This is a genomic window from Streptomyces sp. LARHCF249, from assembly GCF_052871255.1.
Window position 1 is genome coordinate 34,011 of the sequence record NZ_JBIXJQ010000008.1, and the last position, 17,069, is coordinate 51,079.

Consider the following 17,069-nt stretch of genomic DNA (forward strand, 5'->3'; position numbering starts at 1 on the left):
GGGTGGCGCGGGGTGCCCCCGGCCGGGGCTCCCAGTCCCCGCGCTGTCGCCGGTGGCCGTGCTCCGCACGGCCACCGGCGGCGCGCTACTCCTGCTTCTTGCGGCGGGTGCCGAAGACGATCTCGTCCCAGCTGGGCACCGCCGCACGGCGACCCGGACGGACCCCGTCCGCCTCGGCCTGCCGGTCGGTGGTGCCCGTCAGCCGGTCGCGGTGGCCGGCCACGGTACGGGGCATCAGGACGTCGGCGTACGCGGAGCCCGCGCCCGCCGAGGCGGCCGGAGCCGGCGGTTCCTCCGCCTCGGTCTCCTCCGCCGGGGGTTCGGTCCGGTCCGGGACCACCATGTCGCCGCGGAAGCTCGGAACCGCCTCCAGCAGGCTGGTCAGGGTGTCCCGCTCCTCCTCCGGATCCGGCTGGGGAGCGGCCGGCCGCTCCAGCTGGCGGTCGAGGGCGCGGTCCAGCGGCCGGTCGCGCGGCAGCCGCGCGATCCTCGGCACGAAGGGGAAGCTGGGTTCCGGCGTGGCGGGCAGGTCGTCGGCCTCGCCGATCAGCGAGCGCGCCTCGTCGTCCACGGCCACGACCAGCCGGCGCGGCGGGTCGTACGTCCAGCTCGCCGAGTGCGGCTCACCCGCGACCCGGTAGACGAGGAGGACCTCCCACGTGCCGTCGTCGCGGCGCCAGGAGTCCCACTGCACGGATTCCTTCTCGGCCCCGCGCAGGGTGAGCCGCTCCTGCACGGCCTCGCCGAGCTGGGGTCCGGTGTTCTCGCCGGGGCGGCGCACGGGGGTCTTGCGGGCACGCTCGGCCATGAACGCGCGCTCGGCGAGCACCGGACCCTCGAAGCGGCGTACGCGGTCGACGGGGATGCCGGCGAGTTGAGCGACCTCCTCCGCGGAGGCACCGGCCCGTATGCGGGCCTGGATGTCGCGGGGGCGGAGGTGGCTCTCCACCTCGATCTCGATCTGGTTCAGGCGCGCGCGGTCGTTGCGCACGGCAGCCCGCAGCCGTTCGTCGATCGGAAGCGTGTACTCCGTGCTGTCCCCAGCCTTGAGCACCAGTCGTGTGCCGTCATTTGAGACGGCCACGACACGCAGTTCGGGCATGGGGACCTCCCGGGTGGTGCCTGCCGACGTCACGTGCGTCGCTGCTTCCGCTAGTCGAGTGTGGCCTGCCCGGGTGCAGCCTGCCACAACCTTGCCGAGTTAAACCGGCGTGTCGGGCATGCGCCCTTGATCGCCGTTATGGCACGGTTACCTGTTGGGCACGCACAGTGACCGAACGATTACTGTGCGCAGCAGGAACCCGTGCGATACCGCGGCATCACCGGTCTTTGAGTGCCGTTCTCCATCAATCGGCCCCCTCTCCCGAGTCCGGACATCCGTAAGGAAGGACGACCCCAGGGCTCGTCACAGTACTCCATTCGGGCCACCTGGGTGGACCGCCGCGCCGCCGAACTTCTCCCGGACGGCGGGAGTTGGCGCGCCCTCCGGAGGGCTCCACCTGCACCCGTGTCCGTTTCCGGGTGTCTTGCTTCACACAATCCACAGAAACGGAACTAATCGTTTCGCCCGGGTGTCCGTAACTCCTGAAGGCTTCCGGCGCGGGAGAGGCAGGACACACAGGGGATGGCGATGGGTCAGAAGACGGCGCATGACGTCGAACCGGAGAAGAAGAAGCTCGACCTGAGCGCCGCTCAGGTGGCCGGCAGCTCGCTCGCCACCGTCGCGGCGGCCCTGCTCGCCTCGAAGATGGGGGGTCTACGGGACCATCCTGGGCGCCGGTGTGGTCAGCGTCGTCGCCACCGCCGGCGGCCCCGTCATCCAGCACTTCTTCCGGCGCACCGGCGACCAGCTGCGCGGGACCGCCCGCCCCGGGGCCCGCCGGGAACCGCTGCCCGGCGACACCGCGCCCTGCGAGGAGTTCGGCGAGGCCACCGTGCACGGCACCCGGGTACGGGGCTGGAAGCGCACGGCGGTGGCCGCCGGTGCGGCCTTCGCCATCGCCCTGGGCGCCCTCGGGGGCTACGAGGCGATCGCCGGCACCTCGGTCAGCGCGGACGGCGGCACCATCCTCTCCGGAGGCACCCGCAAGGCGCCCGACCACCGCCCCTCCCGGCCCCAGGAGGGGCCGGGCACCGGGGAGAAGGACGGCAGGACCCCGGGGTCCGGGACCACCCCGGACCCCTCGGGCTCGCACGGGGGCGGGAGCCGCAGCCCGAGCCCCGGTCCGAGCCCCTCGGACTCCGGGGACCCGACGTCCAGCCCGACCCCTCCGAAGCCCACCCCGACGCCGACCCCCACCCCCACACCGACTCCGACCCCGACGCCGAGCCCGGATGCCTCGACGCCGTCCGGGCAGCCGGCAGAGCGTTCCGCGGTGCCGTGACCGGGATCAGTCGCCCAGGACCCGCCGCAGGTAGTCGTTGCCGAACACACGGTCCGGGTCCAGCCGGTCGCGCAGGGCCGTGAACTCGGCGAAGCGCGGGTAGACCCCGGCCAAGTACTCCGCGTCCCGCGTGTGCACCTTGCCCCAGTGCGGCCGGCCGCCGTGCGCGGTGAAGATGCGCTCGGCCGCCGTGAAGTAGGCCTGGTACGGCGTGCCCCGGTACATGTGCACCGCGATGTACGCCGTCTCGCGGCCCGAGGCGGTGGACAGCGTGATGTCGTCCGCCGGAGCCGTGCGCACCTCCACCGGGAAGCTGACGCGCAGCCCCGAGCGGTCGATCATCGCCCGGAGCTCCCGCAGCGCCTCGACCACCTGCTCGCGCGGGAGTGCGTACTCCATCTCCACGAACCGGACCCGGCGCGGACTGGTGAACACCTTGTACGGGATGTCCGTGTAGGTGCGCGCCGACAGGGCGCGGCTGGCCACGCGGGCGATGGCGGGGATGGTGGCCGGGACCGCGCGGCCCAGCGAGTTGACCGCCTGGAAGACGCCGTTGGACAGCAGCTCGTCCTCGATCCACGCGCTCACCGGCCCGGGCGGGGCCGCGGGGCCCTGGCTGCGGTTGTTCCGCTTGGTGTTGCAGTTGCCGGTGTGCGGGAACCAGTAGAACTCGAAGTGCTCGTTCTCCGCGACGTGCTGGTCGAACTCGGCCGTCACCCGGTCGAAGCCCATGGGCTCCTCACGGGCGGTCAGGAAGAACAGCGGCTCCACGGCGAAGGTGAGCGAGGTGACGATGCCGAGGGCCCCGATGCCGAGCCGGGCCGCCGCGAAGACCGCGCGTTCCTCGTCGTCTCCCTCCGCCGAGCAGGTCAGCAGCCGCCCGTCGGCGGTGACCAGCTCCAGGCCGCGGATCTGGGTGGCGAGGGAGGCCGATTCGCGGCCGGTGCCGTGGGTGCCCGTGCTGGTGGCGCCGGAGACCGTCTGCTCCATGATGTCGCCCATGTTCGTGAGCGACAGGCCTTCCCGGGCCAGGGCCGTGTTCAGGTCCTTGAGGACCGTGCCCGCCGCCACCGTGACGGTGCCGGCGGCGCGGTCGATCGAACGGATCCCGGCCAGCGCCTGGGGGCGTACGAGCACCCCGTCGGTCGCCGCGGCCGCGGTGAAGGAGTGGCCGGTGCCGACCGCCTTCACCCGCAGGCCCTGTTCGGCGGCCCGGCGGACCGCCTCCTGGAGCTCCCCGACCGAGGCCGGGGTCACCGTCCGCGCGGGCGTGGCGGAGACGTTGCCCGCCCAGTTACGCCACGCGGTCTGGCTTTTCTGCCCTGCTGTCGCCGTGCCCATCGGTGGCTGGCTCCTCCCCTTGCGCCGGCTTCGTCAGCCGGCGGTATCCCGCGAACGCCACCGCCGCCGCGGCCACCCCCGACGCGACGGAGACGACGAACCCGCGCTGTGCGCCGGCCGCGTCGATGACCAGACCGGTCGCCGACGAGCCGATCGCGATGCCGACCGCGAGGCCGGTGCTGATCCAGGTCATGCCCTCGGTCAGCTTCGCGCGTGGTACGTGCGCCTCGATCAGGGCCATCGTGGTGATCATCGTGGGAGCGATGGCGAGGCCCGAGACGAAGAGCGCCACGGCCAGAAACGGAAGGTTCCCGGCCAGTAGGAGGGGGATCATACTCACGGCCATCGCACAAATGCCCAGTACCCAGCGGAGTTCGGTCCGGCCCTTGAGATGGAGCAGGCCGAAGACGATTCCGGCGATACAGGACCCCGCCGCCCAGACGGCCAGGATGAAACTGGCCCAGGACTTGTGCCCCTGCTCCTCGGCGAAGGCCAGCGTGGACACGTCGATGGACCCGAAGATCGCGCCGGTCGCCACGAAGGTGAGCGTCAGGACCTGCAGGCCGGGGGAGCGCAGGGCCGAGGTGCGGTCCCCGTGCTCGCTGCGCGGGTGGGGCGGGGGCTCGGTGGCGCGCTGCGCGGTGAGCAGCCAGACGCCTGCCATCAGGCAGAGGGCGGCGATCAGCGGACCGGCCTCGGGGAACCAGGTGGTGGACAGGCCGATGGCGAGGATCGGGCCGAAGATGAAGCAGACCTCGTCGACCACGGACTCGAAGGAGTACGCCGTGTGCAGCTCGCGCGGCGAGTCCTGGTAGATCACGGTCCACCGCGCGCGGACCATCGAGCCGACGCTCGGCACGCAGCCGGCGATCGCCGCGAACACGAAGAGGGTCCAGTCGGGCCACCCGTTCGCGGCGGCGATCAGCAGCCCGGCGACCGAGGCCACGGAGACCAGGGTGGCCGGGCGCAGCACCCGCCGCTGGCCGTACTGGTCGACCAGCCGCGAGACCTGCGGGCCGATCACGGCGGCGGCCAGGGCGAGGGTGCCGGTGAGCGCGCTCGCCATCGCGTAGCGGCCGGTGATCTCGGAGATCATCGTGAGGATGCCGACCCCGACCATGGATATCGGCAGCCTGCCTATGAGGCCGGCAGCGCTGAACCCCTTGGTGCCGGGGACCGCGAAGATGGCGCGATAGGGACTGGGCAAGGGCCCTCCGTAAGGGACGTCATCGGCCCATACAGGTTATGACCGCCGCTGTGGCGCCCGCACGGGGAACGCTCCCGACGTGGGAACTTAGGGTTACCTTACCTTTGATGGGGGCGGGTCCCCGGCCGGGCCGATTCCCGCGCGCGGAAGCCGGGTGGCAGGATTCGAGGCATGTCAGACCAGCTCCGCGCCGCCGCCCAGCCCCGGGCCGAAGGCATCGCCGCCCCGTACGACGCCCTCCTGCTGCTCTCCTTCGGGGGGCCCGAGGGACCCGACGACGTCGTGCCGTTCCTGGAGAACGTCACGCGCGGGCGCGGGATCCCGCGCGAGCGGCTCAAGGAGGTCGGCCGGCACTACTTCGGCTTCGGCGGGGTCAGCCCGATCAACGCGCAGAACCGCGCGCTGCTGGACGCGCTGCGCAAGGACTTCGCCGAGCACGGACTGGACCTCCCGGTCTACTGGGGCAACCGGAACTGGGCCCCGTACCTGACCGACGTGATGCGCGAGATGGTCGCCGACGGCCGCCGCCGGATCGCCGTGCTCGCGACCAGCGCGTACGCCTCGTACTCGGGCTGCCGCCAGTACCGCGAGAACCTCGCCGACGCGCTGGCCGCGCTGGAGGCCGAGGGGCTGGAACTGCCGCGCGTGGACAAGCTGCGGCACTACTTCAACCACCCCGGCTTCCTCGAGCCCATGATCGAAGGGGTGATCGCCGCCCTGGACGCGCTGCCCGCGGAGACCCGGGCGGGCGCCCATCTGGCCTTCACCACCCACTCCATCCCGACGTCCGCCGCCGACACCTCCGGACCCGTCGAGGACCACACCGGGGGCGGCGAGGGCGGCGCGTACGTCAAGCAGCACCTCGACGTCGCCGCGGTGATCGCGGACGAGGTGGCCGTGCGGACCGGCGACGCCCACCCCTGGCAGCTCGTCTACCAGTCCCGCAGCGGCGCCCCGCACGTCCCGTGGCTGGAGCCGGACATCTGCGACCACCTGGAGGCCCTGCACGAGGCGGGCGCACCGGCCGCGGTCATGGTGCCCATCGGCTTCGTCTCCGACCACATGGAGGTCCTCTACGACCTCGACACCGAGGCCACCGCCAAGGCCGCCGAACTGGGCCTGCCGGCCGCCCGCTCCGCGACCGTCGGCGCGGACCCGCGGTTCGCCGGGGCCGTACGGGAACTCGTGCTGGAGCGGGCCGCCAGGGAACGCGGCGAATCCCCCGACGAGTGCTGGGTCGGCATGCTGGGCCAGAGCCATGACCTGTGCGCCGTGGGCTGCTGCCCGGGGCGGACGCCCCGGCCCGCGGCCGCGGGCGCCGACAGTCCGTACGCGTAGGGAAGAGGGACCTTGATCTCCGAAGACCTGAAGGCCGAACTGCTGGACGTGGGCCTGGAGGCCGCCCGGCAGGCCGGAGCCCTGCTGCGCGACGGCAGGCCGGCCGATCTGGCGGTGGCCGCGACGAAGAGCAGCCCGATCGACGTGGTGACCGAGATGGACATCGCGGCCGAGAAGCTGATCACCGACATCCTCGCCGAACGGCGGCCCGAGGACGGACTGCTGGGCGAGGAAGGCGCGGACACCCCGGGGACGAGCGGGGTGCGGTGGGTCGTCGACCCGCTGGACGGGACCGTGAACTACCTCTACGGGCTGCCGAGCTGGGGCGTGTCCATCGCGGCCGAGTACGGGGGCGAGACCGTGGTCGGCGTCGTCGCGGCGCCGATGCGCGGGGAGACGTACCACGCGGTGCTCGGCGGCGGCGCCTGGCTGGGCGAGGTGCGCCTCGCCTGCCGTCCGGCGGCGCCGCTGGACCAGGCGCTGCTGGGGACCGGCTTCGCGTACGTGCAGGCACGGCGGGCCCACCAGGCCGAGGTCGTGGCAGGGATCATTCCGGTGGTGCGGGACATCCGGCGGGGCGGCTCGGCGGCGCTGGACCTGTGCGACGTGGCCGCCGGGCGGCTCGACGGGTACTACGAGCGCGGGCTGAACCCCTGGGACCTGGCGGCGGGCGACCTGATCGCCCGGGAGGCCGGGGCCCTCACGGGCGGTCGGCCGGGGGAGCCGGCTTCGGGGGAGCTGGTGCTGGCGGCCACCCCCGCGGTGTTCGCCTCCCTGCAGCCCCTGCTGGACGAGGCGGGGGCCTGGCACGACTGACGGGTGCCGGCGGCGCACGAGTGAACCCCGGCCGCCCGAGAGGGCGGCCGGGGTTCAGGTCTTGCGGAGCAGGAAGGTCAGGAGGCAGGCACGGAGACCGAGACCGGAACACCGTGCTCGGCGGCGAGGCGCTGGAGATCCTCCAGCTCCGCCTGTTCCACTTCCGCGAGGAAGTCGTCGCCCGCCTCGCGGGCCTGCCTGAGGTCCGACTGCGTGGCCCTGATGCGCTGCAGGAGACCCGCGGTGAATGCGTCCATGGTGGGTTCGCCCCCTCTTCGTGGGTCGGCGGCGGCACGTGGCAGTCCGCCGTCAGGGAGTGGATGGGGTGTGCTGACGTCCTCCCCGGCACCCTGGGCCCAGAAACCTCGTAGGACGAGGGAATCCTCACCTCCGCCCCGGCCGCACCCCCGCTGCAGCCTGCGAGCGGCGTCTTACAGCCGGTTTACGGCCGAAACGGGCAGGATGGACGACGCAACACACGTGTGCCCTGCTGGGCTCGGAGGAAGGAAATCGACGTGCGCGTACTCGTCGTCGAGGACGAGCAGCTGCTCGCCGATGCGGTGGCCACCGGACTGCGCCGGGAGGCCATGGCCGTGGACGTCGTGTACGACGGCGCCGCCGCCCTGGAGCGTGTCGGCGTGAACGACTACGACGTGGTCGTGCTCGACCGGGACCTCCCGCTCGTGCACGGTGACGACGTCTGCCGGAAGATCGTCGAGCTCGGCATGCCCACGCGCGTCCTGATGCTGACCGCCTCCGGCGATGTCAGCGACCGCGTGGAGGGGCTGGAGCTCGGGGCGGACGACTACCTGCCCAAGCCCTTCGCCTTCACCGAGCTGACCGCCCGCGTGCGGGCCCTCGGACGGCGCACCACCGTCGCGCTGCCGCCCGTGCTGGAGCGGGCCGGGATCAAGCTGGACCCGAACCGGCGCGAGGTGTTCCGCGAGGGCAAGGAGGTGCAGCTGGCGCCCAAGGAGTTCGCGGTGCTGGAGGTCCTCATGCGCAGCGAGGGGACCGTCGTCTCCGCCGAGCAGCTGCTGGAGAAGGCGTGGGACGAGAACACCGACCCGTTCACGAACGTCGTCCGGGTGACCGTGATGACCCTGCGGCGCAAGCTGGGCGAGCCGCCGGTCATCGTGACCGTGCCGGGCTCCGGATACCGGATCTGACGCGCGTGCCAGCCCATCCGGCGCCACCGGCCGCGCCACCCAAACCGACCTGGGACCCCGGCCCGCCCGAGGGTCCTTTCCCTTGGCTGCGGCCGACCATCCGCATACGCCTCACGCTGCTGTACGGCGGGATGTTCCTGATCGCGGGGATCCTGCTGCTGTCGATCATCTACCTGCTGGCGGCCCAGGCCCTGCGCGAGGGCAACGCCCTCCCGTTCCAGATCGTCGGCGGCCAGGTGAAGCTCACCAGCAGCACCTGCCCGGGCGTGGTGGGCGAGCTGACGCGCGAGCAGTTCAACGACGCGATCGGCCAGTGCATCCTCGAACAGCGCCGGCACGCCCTGGACGACCTGCTGAGCCGGTCGCTGATGGCCCTGCTGGGGCTGAGCATCATCGCCTTCGCCTTCGGCTACGCGATGGCCGGCCGGGTGCTCTCCCCGCTCGGCAAGATCACCCGGACCGCCCGCCGGGTCGTGGGCTCCGACCTGACCCGGCGGATCGAGCTGGACGGACCGGACGACGAGCTCAAGGAGCTCGCCGACACCTTCGACGACATGCTCGACCGGCTGGAGCGGGCCTTCACGGCCCAGCAGCGGTTCGTCGCGAACGCCTCGCACGAGCTGCGGACCCCGCTCGCGATCAACCGGACCCTGCTGGAGGTGCACCTCTCCGACCCGGGGGCGCCGCTCGAGCTCCAGCAGCTCGGCAAGACCCTGCTCGCCACCAACGAGCGCAGCGAGCAGCTGGTCGAGGGCCTGCTGCTGCTGGCCCGCAGCGAGAACCAGATCGTCGAGCGCAAGCCCGTGGACCTGGCGGAGGTCGCCTCCCGCGCCCTCGACCAGACGCGCGGGGAGGCCGAGGCGAAGGGCGTGGAGGTCCGCGGCGAGTGCGCGCCGGCCGTCGTCCAGGGCAACGGCGTGCTCCTGGAGCGGATCGCCCTCAACCTGGTGCAGAACGCCGTCCGGTACAACGTGCCGGAGGGCGGCTGGGTCGAGGTCACCACCGAGGTCCAGCACGGCTTGGCGGTCCTCGTGGTGTCGAACACGGGTCCCGTGGTTCCCGCCTACGAGGTGGACAACCTCTTCGAGCCCTTCAGGCGGCTGCGTACGGAGCGAACGGGCAGCGACAAGGGTGTCGGGCTCGGCCTCTCGATCGCGCGCTCCGTGGCCCGCGCACACGGCGGACGGATCCAGGCGGTCCCCCGGGAAGGCGGTGGCCTCGTGATGCGTGTCACTCTTCCCTTGTGAGCCCACCACCCCGTGTTCGCTTTTGGCTGAATACCTGCCGTGTGAAGACAGTCGGGTTTGTGTGATCGATCACATGCCCGAGTGTCGGACCATGTGCGTTCTGTGACCCCGTAGCGGCCGGAACGCCCGGGAAGTCCGGGTTTCCGGCCCCCCGAATGGCGGGAAATACACGGGGTGGCGTTTGTGCAAGACGACCCCCGGACCGTGTACGGTCCCGGTCGTCATCCCAGCTGATTGCTCCTTCAGGCAGGCGGCTGGGTGTCGATTGAGTAACAGACCTTGATGTGAGGCAAAATCTCCGCCTCAGGTCGGGCACAAGTCCGGCCTCTCGCGCGTTACGTGCGCTGAGACACCGCTAACACCCAGAGGGGGAGAGCGAACAATGGCAACGGACTACGACACCCCACGCAAGACCGACGACGACGTCGACAACGACAGCATTGAAGAGCTGAAGGCCCGGCGTAACGAGAAGTCGACCTCGTCCGCGGACATGGACGAATTCGACTCGGTCGAGAGCATGGAGCTTCCCGGCGCGGACCTCTCCAACGAGGAGCTGGCCGTCCGGGTCCTGCCGAAGCAGGCCGACGAGTTCACCTGCATGAGCTGCTTCCTGGTGCACCACCGCAGCCAGCTGGCACGTGAGAAGAACGGTCAGCCGATCTGCCGCGACTGCGACTGAGAGGCGTCGGCCGTGGCTGGCTCGACACCCTTTTTTCGGAAGCACGGTCGGAAGCGCCGCTTCCGGAAATCTGGTGATCCGGCGGAGACGCAGGCGGGAACCACGGACCCGGCAACGAGTCCTGGAACCTCCGGCGGCTCCGCCATGGGGACCGCCATCGTGCCGTCCGACACCGCCCCGGCGGTGCCGTCGGCCACAGGCGTCGACGAGGAGGCCCGGCACCGGTCCGGGGCTCGTCGGCTGCAAGCCGTCAAGAACGGTGTACGCAAGGGCGGCGAAAGCGTCAGGGGCGCCGCCCTGTACATCGCCGACAGGATCATCGAGAACGCACCGCGCGTTCCGGTTCGGGACCTCGCGACCCTGCGCGGGCAATTCCCGGGCCTCGGCCCTGATCAGCTTGCCGACAAGCTGATCTCCGGCGCCGCCAACGCCACCTCCACCGTCGGCGCCGGCATCGGAGCGGCGGCCATGCTGCCCGTGCCGCCCGCCATGCCGGCGGAGCTGGCCGCGGAGATCACCGGCGTCGCCGCGATCGAACTCAAGCTCATCGCCGAGCTCCACGAGGTCTACGGCCTGCGACCGCCCGGCGCGCTCAAGGAGCGCAGCCTCGCCTACCTCACCGCGTGGACCGAGGAGCGCGGCGTGGACCTGACCAAGCCGACGACGCTGAACGCGGCGCTCGGCGGCCAGATGAAGCGCGAACTGCGCCAGCAGATCACGAAGCGGATGTTCCGCAACCTGCCCAACCTCATGCCGTTCATGGTCGGTGCGGCCGTGGGCGCGGTCATGAACCGCCGGGACACCCGAAAACTCGCCGAGAAGGTCCGTGGTGACCTGCGGAGCCGCGCCGTGGCCTGGGACGCCCTGCCGCAGCTCCCGCCCCTGGAACAGCCCTCCCAGCCCCTTCCCGAGGCCGTCAGGGACGCACTCGAAGCCCCCGGACGGCAGGACGGCGGGGCCTGAGGGGCCGGACGGCCCCGGATCAGCCCTTCGCCGCGAGGATGGCCGCCCGCAGGGCCTCCGGCTCGCGGGTCGAGACGTACACGTACGGGGTCGGATCCGCCGGATCGGTCACCTCGACGCGCACCGCGGTCGGCACGTAGCTGCGCAGCAGCATGAAGGCGCGGGTGTCGGCCTTGTACGTGCGCCAGGCGCGCGACTCCTCGGCGTCCAGGATCTCGGGATCACCCAGGGCCGTCACCGGGATCCGGGAGTCCCCCGCAGCCAGCGCGCCGTTCACCACGCGCACGCGCGCCGAACCGTACGAACTCACCAGCAGCCCGGCCAGCCCGGTGCCCCCGACCAGTCCGGCCAGCAGCGGCAGCGTGCCCAGCGGCAGCAGCATCAGCGCGCACGCGAGGCCGGTCAGTACGGCGATGCCCCACCAGGAGCGGGGGGCGGTCAGACGTTCGTCGTGGTGCGCGGAGGAGAGCTGCATGCCGTCAAGCCTGCCACGAGGCGACCGGCGGGTAGCCGCGCGGGTAAGGTCTGCGGCTGTGAGTGGACGAAACACAGCCCTGACGCCTCCGGCCGATGCCGCCGCGCCCGTCAGGCACCCCGATGCGCCCGCACCCGGCGAGCTCCTCGGCGCGCACTACGAGCACTGCTTCGGCTGCGGCGGGGGCCAGCCGCACGGACTCCACCTGGAGGCCCGCGCGGGTGAGGGCGTGCGCATCACCGCCGAGTTCACCGTCAAGCCCGCGCACCAGGGTGCCCCCGGTCTCGCCCACGGCGGCGTGCTGGCCACCGCCCTCGACGAGACGCTGGGCTCGCTGAACTGGCTGCTGCGCGTCATCGCCGTGACCGGGCGGCTGGAGACCGACTTCGTACGGCCCGTGCCGGTGGACACCGTGCTGTACCTGGAGGCCGAGGTCACCGCCGTGGCCGGGCGCAAGATCTACTGCAGCGCGGTGGGCCGGATAGGCGGGCCCGAGGGCCCCGTCGCCGTCCGTGCCGACGCGCTGTTCATCGAGGTGAAGGTCGACCACTTCATCGACAACGGTCGGCCCGAGGAGATCCAGGCGGCGATGGCCGACCCGGACCAGGTCAGGCGCGCCCGCGCCTTCGAGGTGAACCCCTGATGTCCCTGAACGACCATGGACCCCGTCACGACGTGGACGTGCTGATCCGCCGCGTCGACCCGGAGGTACCCCTCCCCGCCTACAGCCACCCCGGTGACGCCGGCTGCGACCTGGTGACCACCCGGGCCGCCGAGCTGGAGCCGGGCGAGCGGGCCGTCCTCCCCACCGGGGTGTCCATCGCCCTGCCCGACGGGTATGCCGCCTTCGTGCACCCGCGGTCCGGCCTGGCCGCCCGCTGCGGGCTCGCGCTCGTGAATGCCCCGGGGACGGTGGATGCCGGGTACCGTGGGGAGATCAAGGTGATCGTGGTCAATCTCGACCCTCGCGAGAGCGTCCGGTTCGAGCGTTTCGACCGCATTGCCCAGCTGGTTGTCCAGCGGGTCGAGAAGGTGCGCTTCCACGAGGTGGCGGAACTTCCCGGCTCGGCCCGGGCCGAGGGGGGTTTCGGCTCCACCGGCGGTCATCCGGCCGTGGCCGGATCCGGCACTGGTCAGCAGGGTGGGAATGGCTACGCTTCGGTCGTAACCGACCGGGAAGGACAGTGACGTGTTCGGACGTCGCAAGAAGAACGACTCCGCCAAGGACGGCGGCGCGGCCGAGCAGGTCGATGGCCGTGTGTCCGGCCTGGACGCCGGCGAGCAGGACGGCGCCGACGAGCTCGACGCGGCCCAGCCGCGCCGTGTGAACCTGCCTCCGGCCCCGCGGCCCGACGGCCCCTGGGACGTGTCCGAGGTGCTCGGCGACCCGGCCGACGGCCGGGTGGACCTGGGCGGCGTCTTCGTCCCCGGGGTCGAGGGCATGGAGCTGCGGGTCGAGGTCGCCGGTGACGCGATCGTCGCCGCGACCGTCGTCCTGGGCGACAGCGCCGTACAGCTGCAGGCCTTCGCCGCACCGCGCAAGGAAGGCATCTGGGGCGAGGTCCGCGAGGAGATCGCCGCGGGCATCACCCAGCAGGGCGGCATCATCGACGAGGTCGAGGGTCCGCTGGGCTGGGAGCTGCGCGCGCAGGTCCCCGTACCGCTGCCGGACGGGCAGACCGGCGCGCAGCTGGTCCGCTTCGTCGGCGTCGACGGTCCGCGCTGGTTCCTGCGCGGTGTCATCTCCGGCCAGGGCGCGGTGCGTCCCGAGTCGGCGGGTGTCCTCGAGCAGATCTTCCGCGACACCGTCGTGGTCCGCGGTGACGGCCCGATGGCTCCGCGTGACCCGATCGTCCTGAAGCTGCCGAACGACGCCCAGATGGTGCCGGACGGCGTGCAGACGGAGGAGCAGGAAGGCTCCCGCTTCGGCGGCGGCATGGGCCAGCTCGAGCGCGGCCCGGAGATCACCGAGGTCCGCTGACCCCGGTGCCGCCCCCTGGGGGCACCAGCATGTCCCGGGCCGGTGGGCCCCACCCCGACGGGTGGGGCCCACCGGCTTGTGGCGCGACCGCCTTCGGCCGCGCCGGGGATCCGTCCGCGTCAGGGATGCGTCAGAGATGCGCGTCCGGCCTCCCACCGGTGCGTGGACGGTGCGGGCGTCCCCGAGAATGAGCGCATGGGACGCGGCAAGCTCAGGATCTATCTCGGCGCGGCACCCGGTGTGGGCAAGACCTACGCGATGCTCTCCGAGGCCCACCGCAGGGTGGAGCGGGGGGCCGACTGCGTCGTCGGGTTCGTCGAGCACCACGGGCGGCCGCGTACGGAGGTCATGCTGCACGGCCTGGAGCAGGTGGCGCGCACGGAGCTGGCCTACCGCGGGGCGGCCTTCACCGAGATGGACGTGGACGCCGTCCTCGCCCGGCGGCCCGCCGTGGCGCTGGTGGACGAGCTCGCGCACACCAACGTGCCCGGATCGCGCAACGCCAAGCGCTGGCAGGACGTGGAGGAGCTGCTGCGGGCCGGCATCGACGTGGTGTCGACCGTCAACATCCAGCACCTGGAGTCCCTCGGGGACGTGGTCGAGTCGATCACCGGGGTCCGGCAGCGGGAGACCGTGCCGGACGACGTGGTGCGGCGGGCCGACCAGATCGAGCTCGTCGACATGTCCCCCCAGGCGCTGCGCCGGCGGATGGCGCACGGGAACATCTACCAGCCGGACAAGGTCGACGCGGCCCTGTCCAACTACTTCCGCCCCGGCAACCTGACCGCGCTGCGCGAGCTCGCGCTGCTGTGGGTCGCCGACCGGGCCGACGAGTACCTCCAGCAGTACCGCGGCGAGCACGGCATCCGCTCCACCTGGCAGGCGCGGGAGCGGATCGTCGTGGGGCTCACCGGCGGGCCGGAGGGGCGCACGCTCATCCGGCGCGCCTCCCGGATCGCCGCCAAGGGCTCGGGCAGCGAGATCCTCGCCGTCTACATCGCCCGCAGCGACGGGCTGACCGCGGCCTCGCCGAAGGAGCTCGCCGTCCAGCGGACGCTGGTGGAAGACCTCGGCGGAACGTTTCACCATGTGATCGGCGACAACGTCCCCGAGGCGCTCCTCGCCTTCGCCCGCGGAGTCAACGCCACCCAGATCGTGCTCGGCTCCAGCCGCCGCAAGTCCTGGCAGTACGTCCTCGGCCCGGGCGTCGGCGCCACCGTGGCCCGCGACTCGGGGCCCGACCTCGACGTCCACATCGTCACGCACGAGGCGGTGGCCCGGGGGCGCGGACTGCCGGTGGTCCGCTCGGCGGCCCGCCTGGGGCGGCCCCGGATCGCGGCCGGCTGGGTGGTGGGCGCGGCCCTCCCCGTGCTGCTCTGCCTGCTGCTCACGCACATCGAGGCGGACCTCGGGCTCGCCAACGACATGCTGCTCTTCCTGTCGCTGACGGTGGCGGCCGCGCTGCTGGGCGGCCTCTGGCCGGCCCTGGCCTCCGCCGCCGTCGGATCGCTGCTGCTGAACTACTTCTTCGCCCCGCCCCTGCACCGGTTCACGGTCTCCGACCCCAGGAACATCGTCGCCATCACCGTCTTCTTCGGGGTCGCCGTCTCCGTGGCCTCCGTGGTCGACCTGGCCGCCCGGCGCACGCACCAGGCGGCGCGGCTGCGCGCCGAGTCCGAGATCCTCTCCTTCCTCGCCGGCAGCGTGCTACGCGGGGAGGCCGGCCTGGACGCCCTGCTGGTGCGGGTGCGCGAGACCTTCGGCATGGAATCCGTGGCCCTGCTGGAGCGCGCCGGCGGCGTCGAGCCGTGGAAGCGGGCCGGCAGCGTCGGCCCCGGCCCGGTGGACCGGCCCGAGGACGCCGACGTCGACATGCCGATCGGCGACCACATGGCGCTGGCCCTGTCGGGGCGGGTGCTGCCCGCCGAGGACCGCCGGGTGCTCGGCGCCTTCGCCGCCCAGGCCGCCGTGGTCCTGGACCGGCAGCGCCTCGTCGGGGAGGCCGAGGAGGCCCGCCGGATGGCCGAGGGCAACCGGATCCGGACCGCGCTGCTGGCCGCCGTCAGCCATGACCTCCGTACGCCGCTGGCCTCCATCAAGGCGTCCGTGACCTCCCTGCGCTCCGACGACGTCGACTGGTCCGAGGAGGACCGGGCCGAGCTCCTCGCGGGCATCGAGGACGGCGCCGACCGGCTCGACCACCTCGTGGGCAACCTGCTGGACATGTCCCGGCTGCAGACCGGCACCGTCACCCCGCTGATCAGGGAGATCGACCTCGACGAGGTGGTCCCGATGGCGCTGGGCGGCGTACCGGAGGGCAGCGTGCTGCTCGACGTGCCCGAGACGCTGCCGATGGTGGCGGTGGACCCGGGGCTGCTGGAGCGGACCGTGGCCAACGTGGTCGAGAACGCCGTCAAGTACAGCCCGCCGGGGGAGCGGGTGCTGGTGGCGGCCAGCGCCCTCGGCGACCGGGTCGAGGTACGGGTCGTCGACCGGGGGCCCGGCGTGCCCGACGAGGCCAAGGACAAGATCTTCGCCCCGTTCCAGCGGCACGGGGACGCGCCGCGCGGAGCCGGGGTGGGCCTCGGGCTCGCCGTCGCCCGGGGCTTCGCCGAGGCGATGGACGGCGCCCTCACGGCCGAGGACACCCCCGGAGGCGGGCTGACCATGGTGCTGACCCTGCGGGCGGCTGCGCGGGACGGAACGGACATAGTGGAACGTGATCACGACCGTGATCGGATGATGCGACAGAAGGCAGGACCGCAATGACCCGGGTGCTCGTGGTGGAAGACGAGCCGCAGATCGTCCGAGCCCTCGTGATCAATCTGAAGGCGCGCAAGTACGAGGTCGACGCGGCCGCCGACGGGGCGAGCGCCCTGGAGCTCGCGGCGGCCCGCCACCCCGACGTGGTCCTCCTCGACCTCGGCCTGCCCGACATGGACGGCATCGAGGTGATCAAGGGGCTGCGCGGCTGGACCCGGGTGCCGATCCTGGTGCTCTCCGCCCGCCACACCTCCGACGAGAAGGTCGAGGCACTGGACGCGGGCGCCGACGACTACGTCACCAAGCCCTTCGGCATGGACGAGCTGCTGGCCCGGCTGCGCGCCGCCGTCCGCCGGGCCGAGCCGGCCGCCGGCTCCGGCGAGGACGAGGTCGTCGTGGAGACCGACGGCTTCACGGTGGACCTGGCCGCGAAGAAGGCCGTACGGGAGGGGCGCGACATACGGCTCACGCCCACCGAGTGGCACCTGCTGGAGGTCCTGGTCCGCAACAGCGGGAAGCTGGTGAGCCAGAAGCAGCTGCTGCAGGAGGTCTGGGGCCCCTCGTACGGCACGGAGACGAACTACCTGCGGGTCTACATGGCGCAACTGCGCCGCAAACTGGAGGCCGACCCCTCGCATCCGCGGCACTTCATCACCGAACCGGGCATGGGATACCGCTTCGAGAGGTAGTGGGCACGCCGGTACGC

Annotated in this window: 17 protein-coding genes; 12 read left to right on the top strand and 5 right to left on the bottom strand. The window is 72.3% G+C overall.

The window, feature by feature from the left end; translation table 11 throughout:
- Positions 1–85 precede the first annotated feature (85 nt).
- On the bottom strand, positions 86–1,135 hold the full coding sequence (sepH, locus tag ACIPUC_RS23590; protein WP_446591934.1) for a septation protein SepH: 1,050 nt from the start codon (positions 1,133–1,135) through the stop codon (positions 86–88).
- Between the two features lie 646 nt (positions 1,136–1,781).
- Between sepH and ACIPUC_RS23595 the strand changes: the two genes are divergently transcribed.
- Positions 1,782–2,384 carry a hypothetical protein gene (locus ACIPUC_RS23595; RefSeq protein WP_446591935.1) on the top strand — a complete coding sequence of 201 codons (603 nt, stop codon included), beginning with the start codon at positions 1,782–1,784 and terminating at the stop codon, positions 2,382–2,384.
- Positions 2,385–2,390: 6 nt separating this feature from the next.
- On the opposite strand, the gene ACIPUC_RS23600 is transcribed toward ACIPUC_RS23595, so the two are convergent.
- Both ACIPUC_RS23600 and ACIPUC_RS23605 read right to left on the bottom strand, forming a co-directional pair.
- Positions 2,391–3,725, bottom strand: a complete 1,335-nt coding sequence (locus ACIPUC_RS23600) for a D-arabinono-1,4-lactone oxidase (protein WP_446591936.1) — start codon at positions 3,723–3,725, stop codon at positions 2,391–2,393.
- Complete coding sequence (locus tag ACIPUC_RS23605; RefSeq protein WP_446591938.1) at positions 3,679–4,932, bottom strand: MFS transporter; 1,254 nt, start codon at positions 4,930–4,932, stop codon at positions 3,679–3,681. Before ACIPUC_RS23605 ends, ACIPUC_RS23600 begins: the two co-directional genes overlap by 47 nt.
- Positions 4,933–5,103: 171 nt before the next feature.
- Between ACIPUC_RS23605 and ACIPUC_RS23610 the strand changes: the two genes are divergently transcribed.
- A complete protein-coding gene (locus ACIPUC_RS23610) occupies positions 5,104–6,270 on the top strand; it encodes a ferrochelatase (protein WP_446591939.1) in 1,167 nt (388 codons plus the stop codon).
- 12 nt (positions 6,271–6,282) lie between these two features.
- Positions 6,283–7,086, top strand: a complete 804-nt coding sequence (locus tag ACIPUC_RS23615; RefSeq protein ID WP_446591940.1) for an inositol monophosphatase family protein — start codon at positions 6,283–6,285, stop codon at positions 7,084–7,086.
- 77 nt (positions 7,087–7,163) lie between these two features.
- Here ACIPUC_RS23615 and ACIPUC_RS23620 read toward each other — a convergent pair whose 3' ends face one another.
- Entirely contained in the window at positions 7,164–7,343 is a 180-nt protein-coding gene (locus tag ACIPUC_RS23620; RefSeq protein ID WP_215142523.1) for a hypothetical protein, read from the bottom strand.
- 258 nt (positions 7,344–7,601) lie between these two features.
- Here ACIPUC_RS23620 and ACIPUC_RS23625 point away from each other — a divergent pair, with 258 nt between their 5' ends.
- From ACIPUC_RS23625 to ACIPUC_RS23640, 4 genes are all read left to right on the top strand, one after another.
- Positions 7,602–8,255, top strand: coding sequence for a response regulator transcription factor (locus ACIPUC_RS23625; RefSeq protein WP_030008767.1), 654 nt, complete (start codon positions 7,602–7,604; stop codon positions 8,253–8,255).
- A 5-nt stretch (positions 8,256–8,260) separates the two neighbouring features.
- Positions 8,261–9,502: a sensor histidine kinase gene (locus ACIPUC_RS23630; RefSeq protein ID WP_446591942.1), complete on the top strand. Its 1,242-nt coding sequence runs from the start codon at positions 8,261–8,263 to the stop codon at positions 9,500–9,502.
- A 382-nt stretch (positions 9,503–9,884) separates the two neighbouring features.
- The gene (locus ACIPUC_RS23635; RefSeq protein ID WP_030008769.1) at positions 9,885–10,181 is read left to right on the top strand and encodes a DUF4193 domain-containing protein; all 297 of its coding nucleotides are present in this window, start codon (positions 9,885–9,887) and stop codon (positions 10,179–10,181) included.
- A gap of 12 nt (positions 10,182–10,193) precedes the next feature.
- Entirely contained in the window at positions 10,194–11,144 is a 951-nt protein-coding gene (locus ACIPUC_RS23640) for a hypothetical protein (protein ID WP_446591944.1), read from the top strand.
- A gap of 19 nt (positions 11,145–11,163) precedes the next feature.
- Here the strand turns inward: ACIPUC_RS23640 and ACIPUC_RS23645 are convergent, their stop codons facing one another.
- A complete protein-coding gene (locus tag ACIPUC_RS23645) occupies positions 11,164–11,619 on the bottom strand; it encodes a DUF3093 domain-containing protein (RefSeq protein ID WP_446591945.1) in 456 nt (151 codons plus the stop codon).
- Positions 11,620–11,677: 58 nt separating this feature from the next.
- On the opposite strand from ACIPUC_RS23645, the gene ACIPUC_RS23650 reads away from it, so the two are divergent.
- The 5 genes from ACIPUC_RS23650 (at position 11,678) to ACIPUC_RS23670 (ending at position 17,052) form a co-directional block, all read left to right on the top strand.
- Positions 11,678–12,262 carry a PaaI family thioesterase gene (locus ACIPUC_RS23650; RefSeq protein ID WP_362590380.1) on the top strand — a complete coding sequence of 195 codons (585 nt, stop codon included), beginning with the start codon at positions 11,678–11,680 and terminating at the stop codon, positions 12,260–12,262.
- Complete coding sequence (dut, locus tag ACIPUC_RS23655) at positions 12,262–12,807, top strand: dUTP diphosphatase (RefSeq protein ID WP_446591947.1); 546 nt, start codon at positions 12,262–12,264, stop codon at positions 12,805–12,807. The genes ACIPUC_RS23650 and dut overlap by 1 nt, the downstream gene beginning before the upstream one ends.
- 1 nt (position 12,808) lies before the next feature.
- Positions 12,809–13,600 carry a DUF3710 domain-containing protein gene (locus ACIPUC_RS23660; protein ID WP_446591948.1) on the top strand — a complete coding sequence of 264 codons (792 nt, stop codon included), beginning with the start codon at positions 12,809–12,811 and terminating at the stop codon, positions 13,598–13,600.
- A 195-nt stretch (positions 13,601–13,795) separates the two neighbouring features.
- Positions 13,796–16,369: a DUF4118 domain-containing protein gene (locus ACIPUC_RS23665; protein ID WP_446591950.1), complete on the top strand. Its 2,574-nt coding sequence runs from the start codon at positions 13,796–13,798 to the stop codon at positions 16,367–16,369.
- On the top strand, positions 16,366–17,052 hold the full coding sequence (locus ACIPUC_RS23670) for a response regulator (RefSeq protein WP_446591952.1): 687 nt from the start codon (positions 16,366–16,368) through the stop codon (positions 17,050–17,052). Before ACIPUC_RS23665 ends, ACIPUC_RS23670 begins: the two co-directional genes overlap by 4 nt.
- The last annotated feature ends 17 nt before the right edge of the window (positions 17,053–17,069 follow it).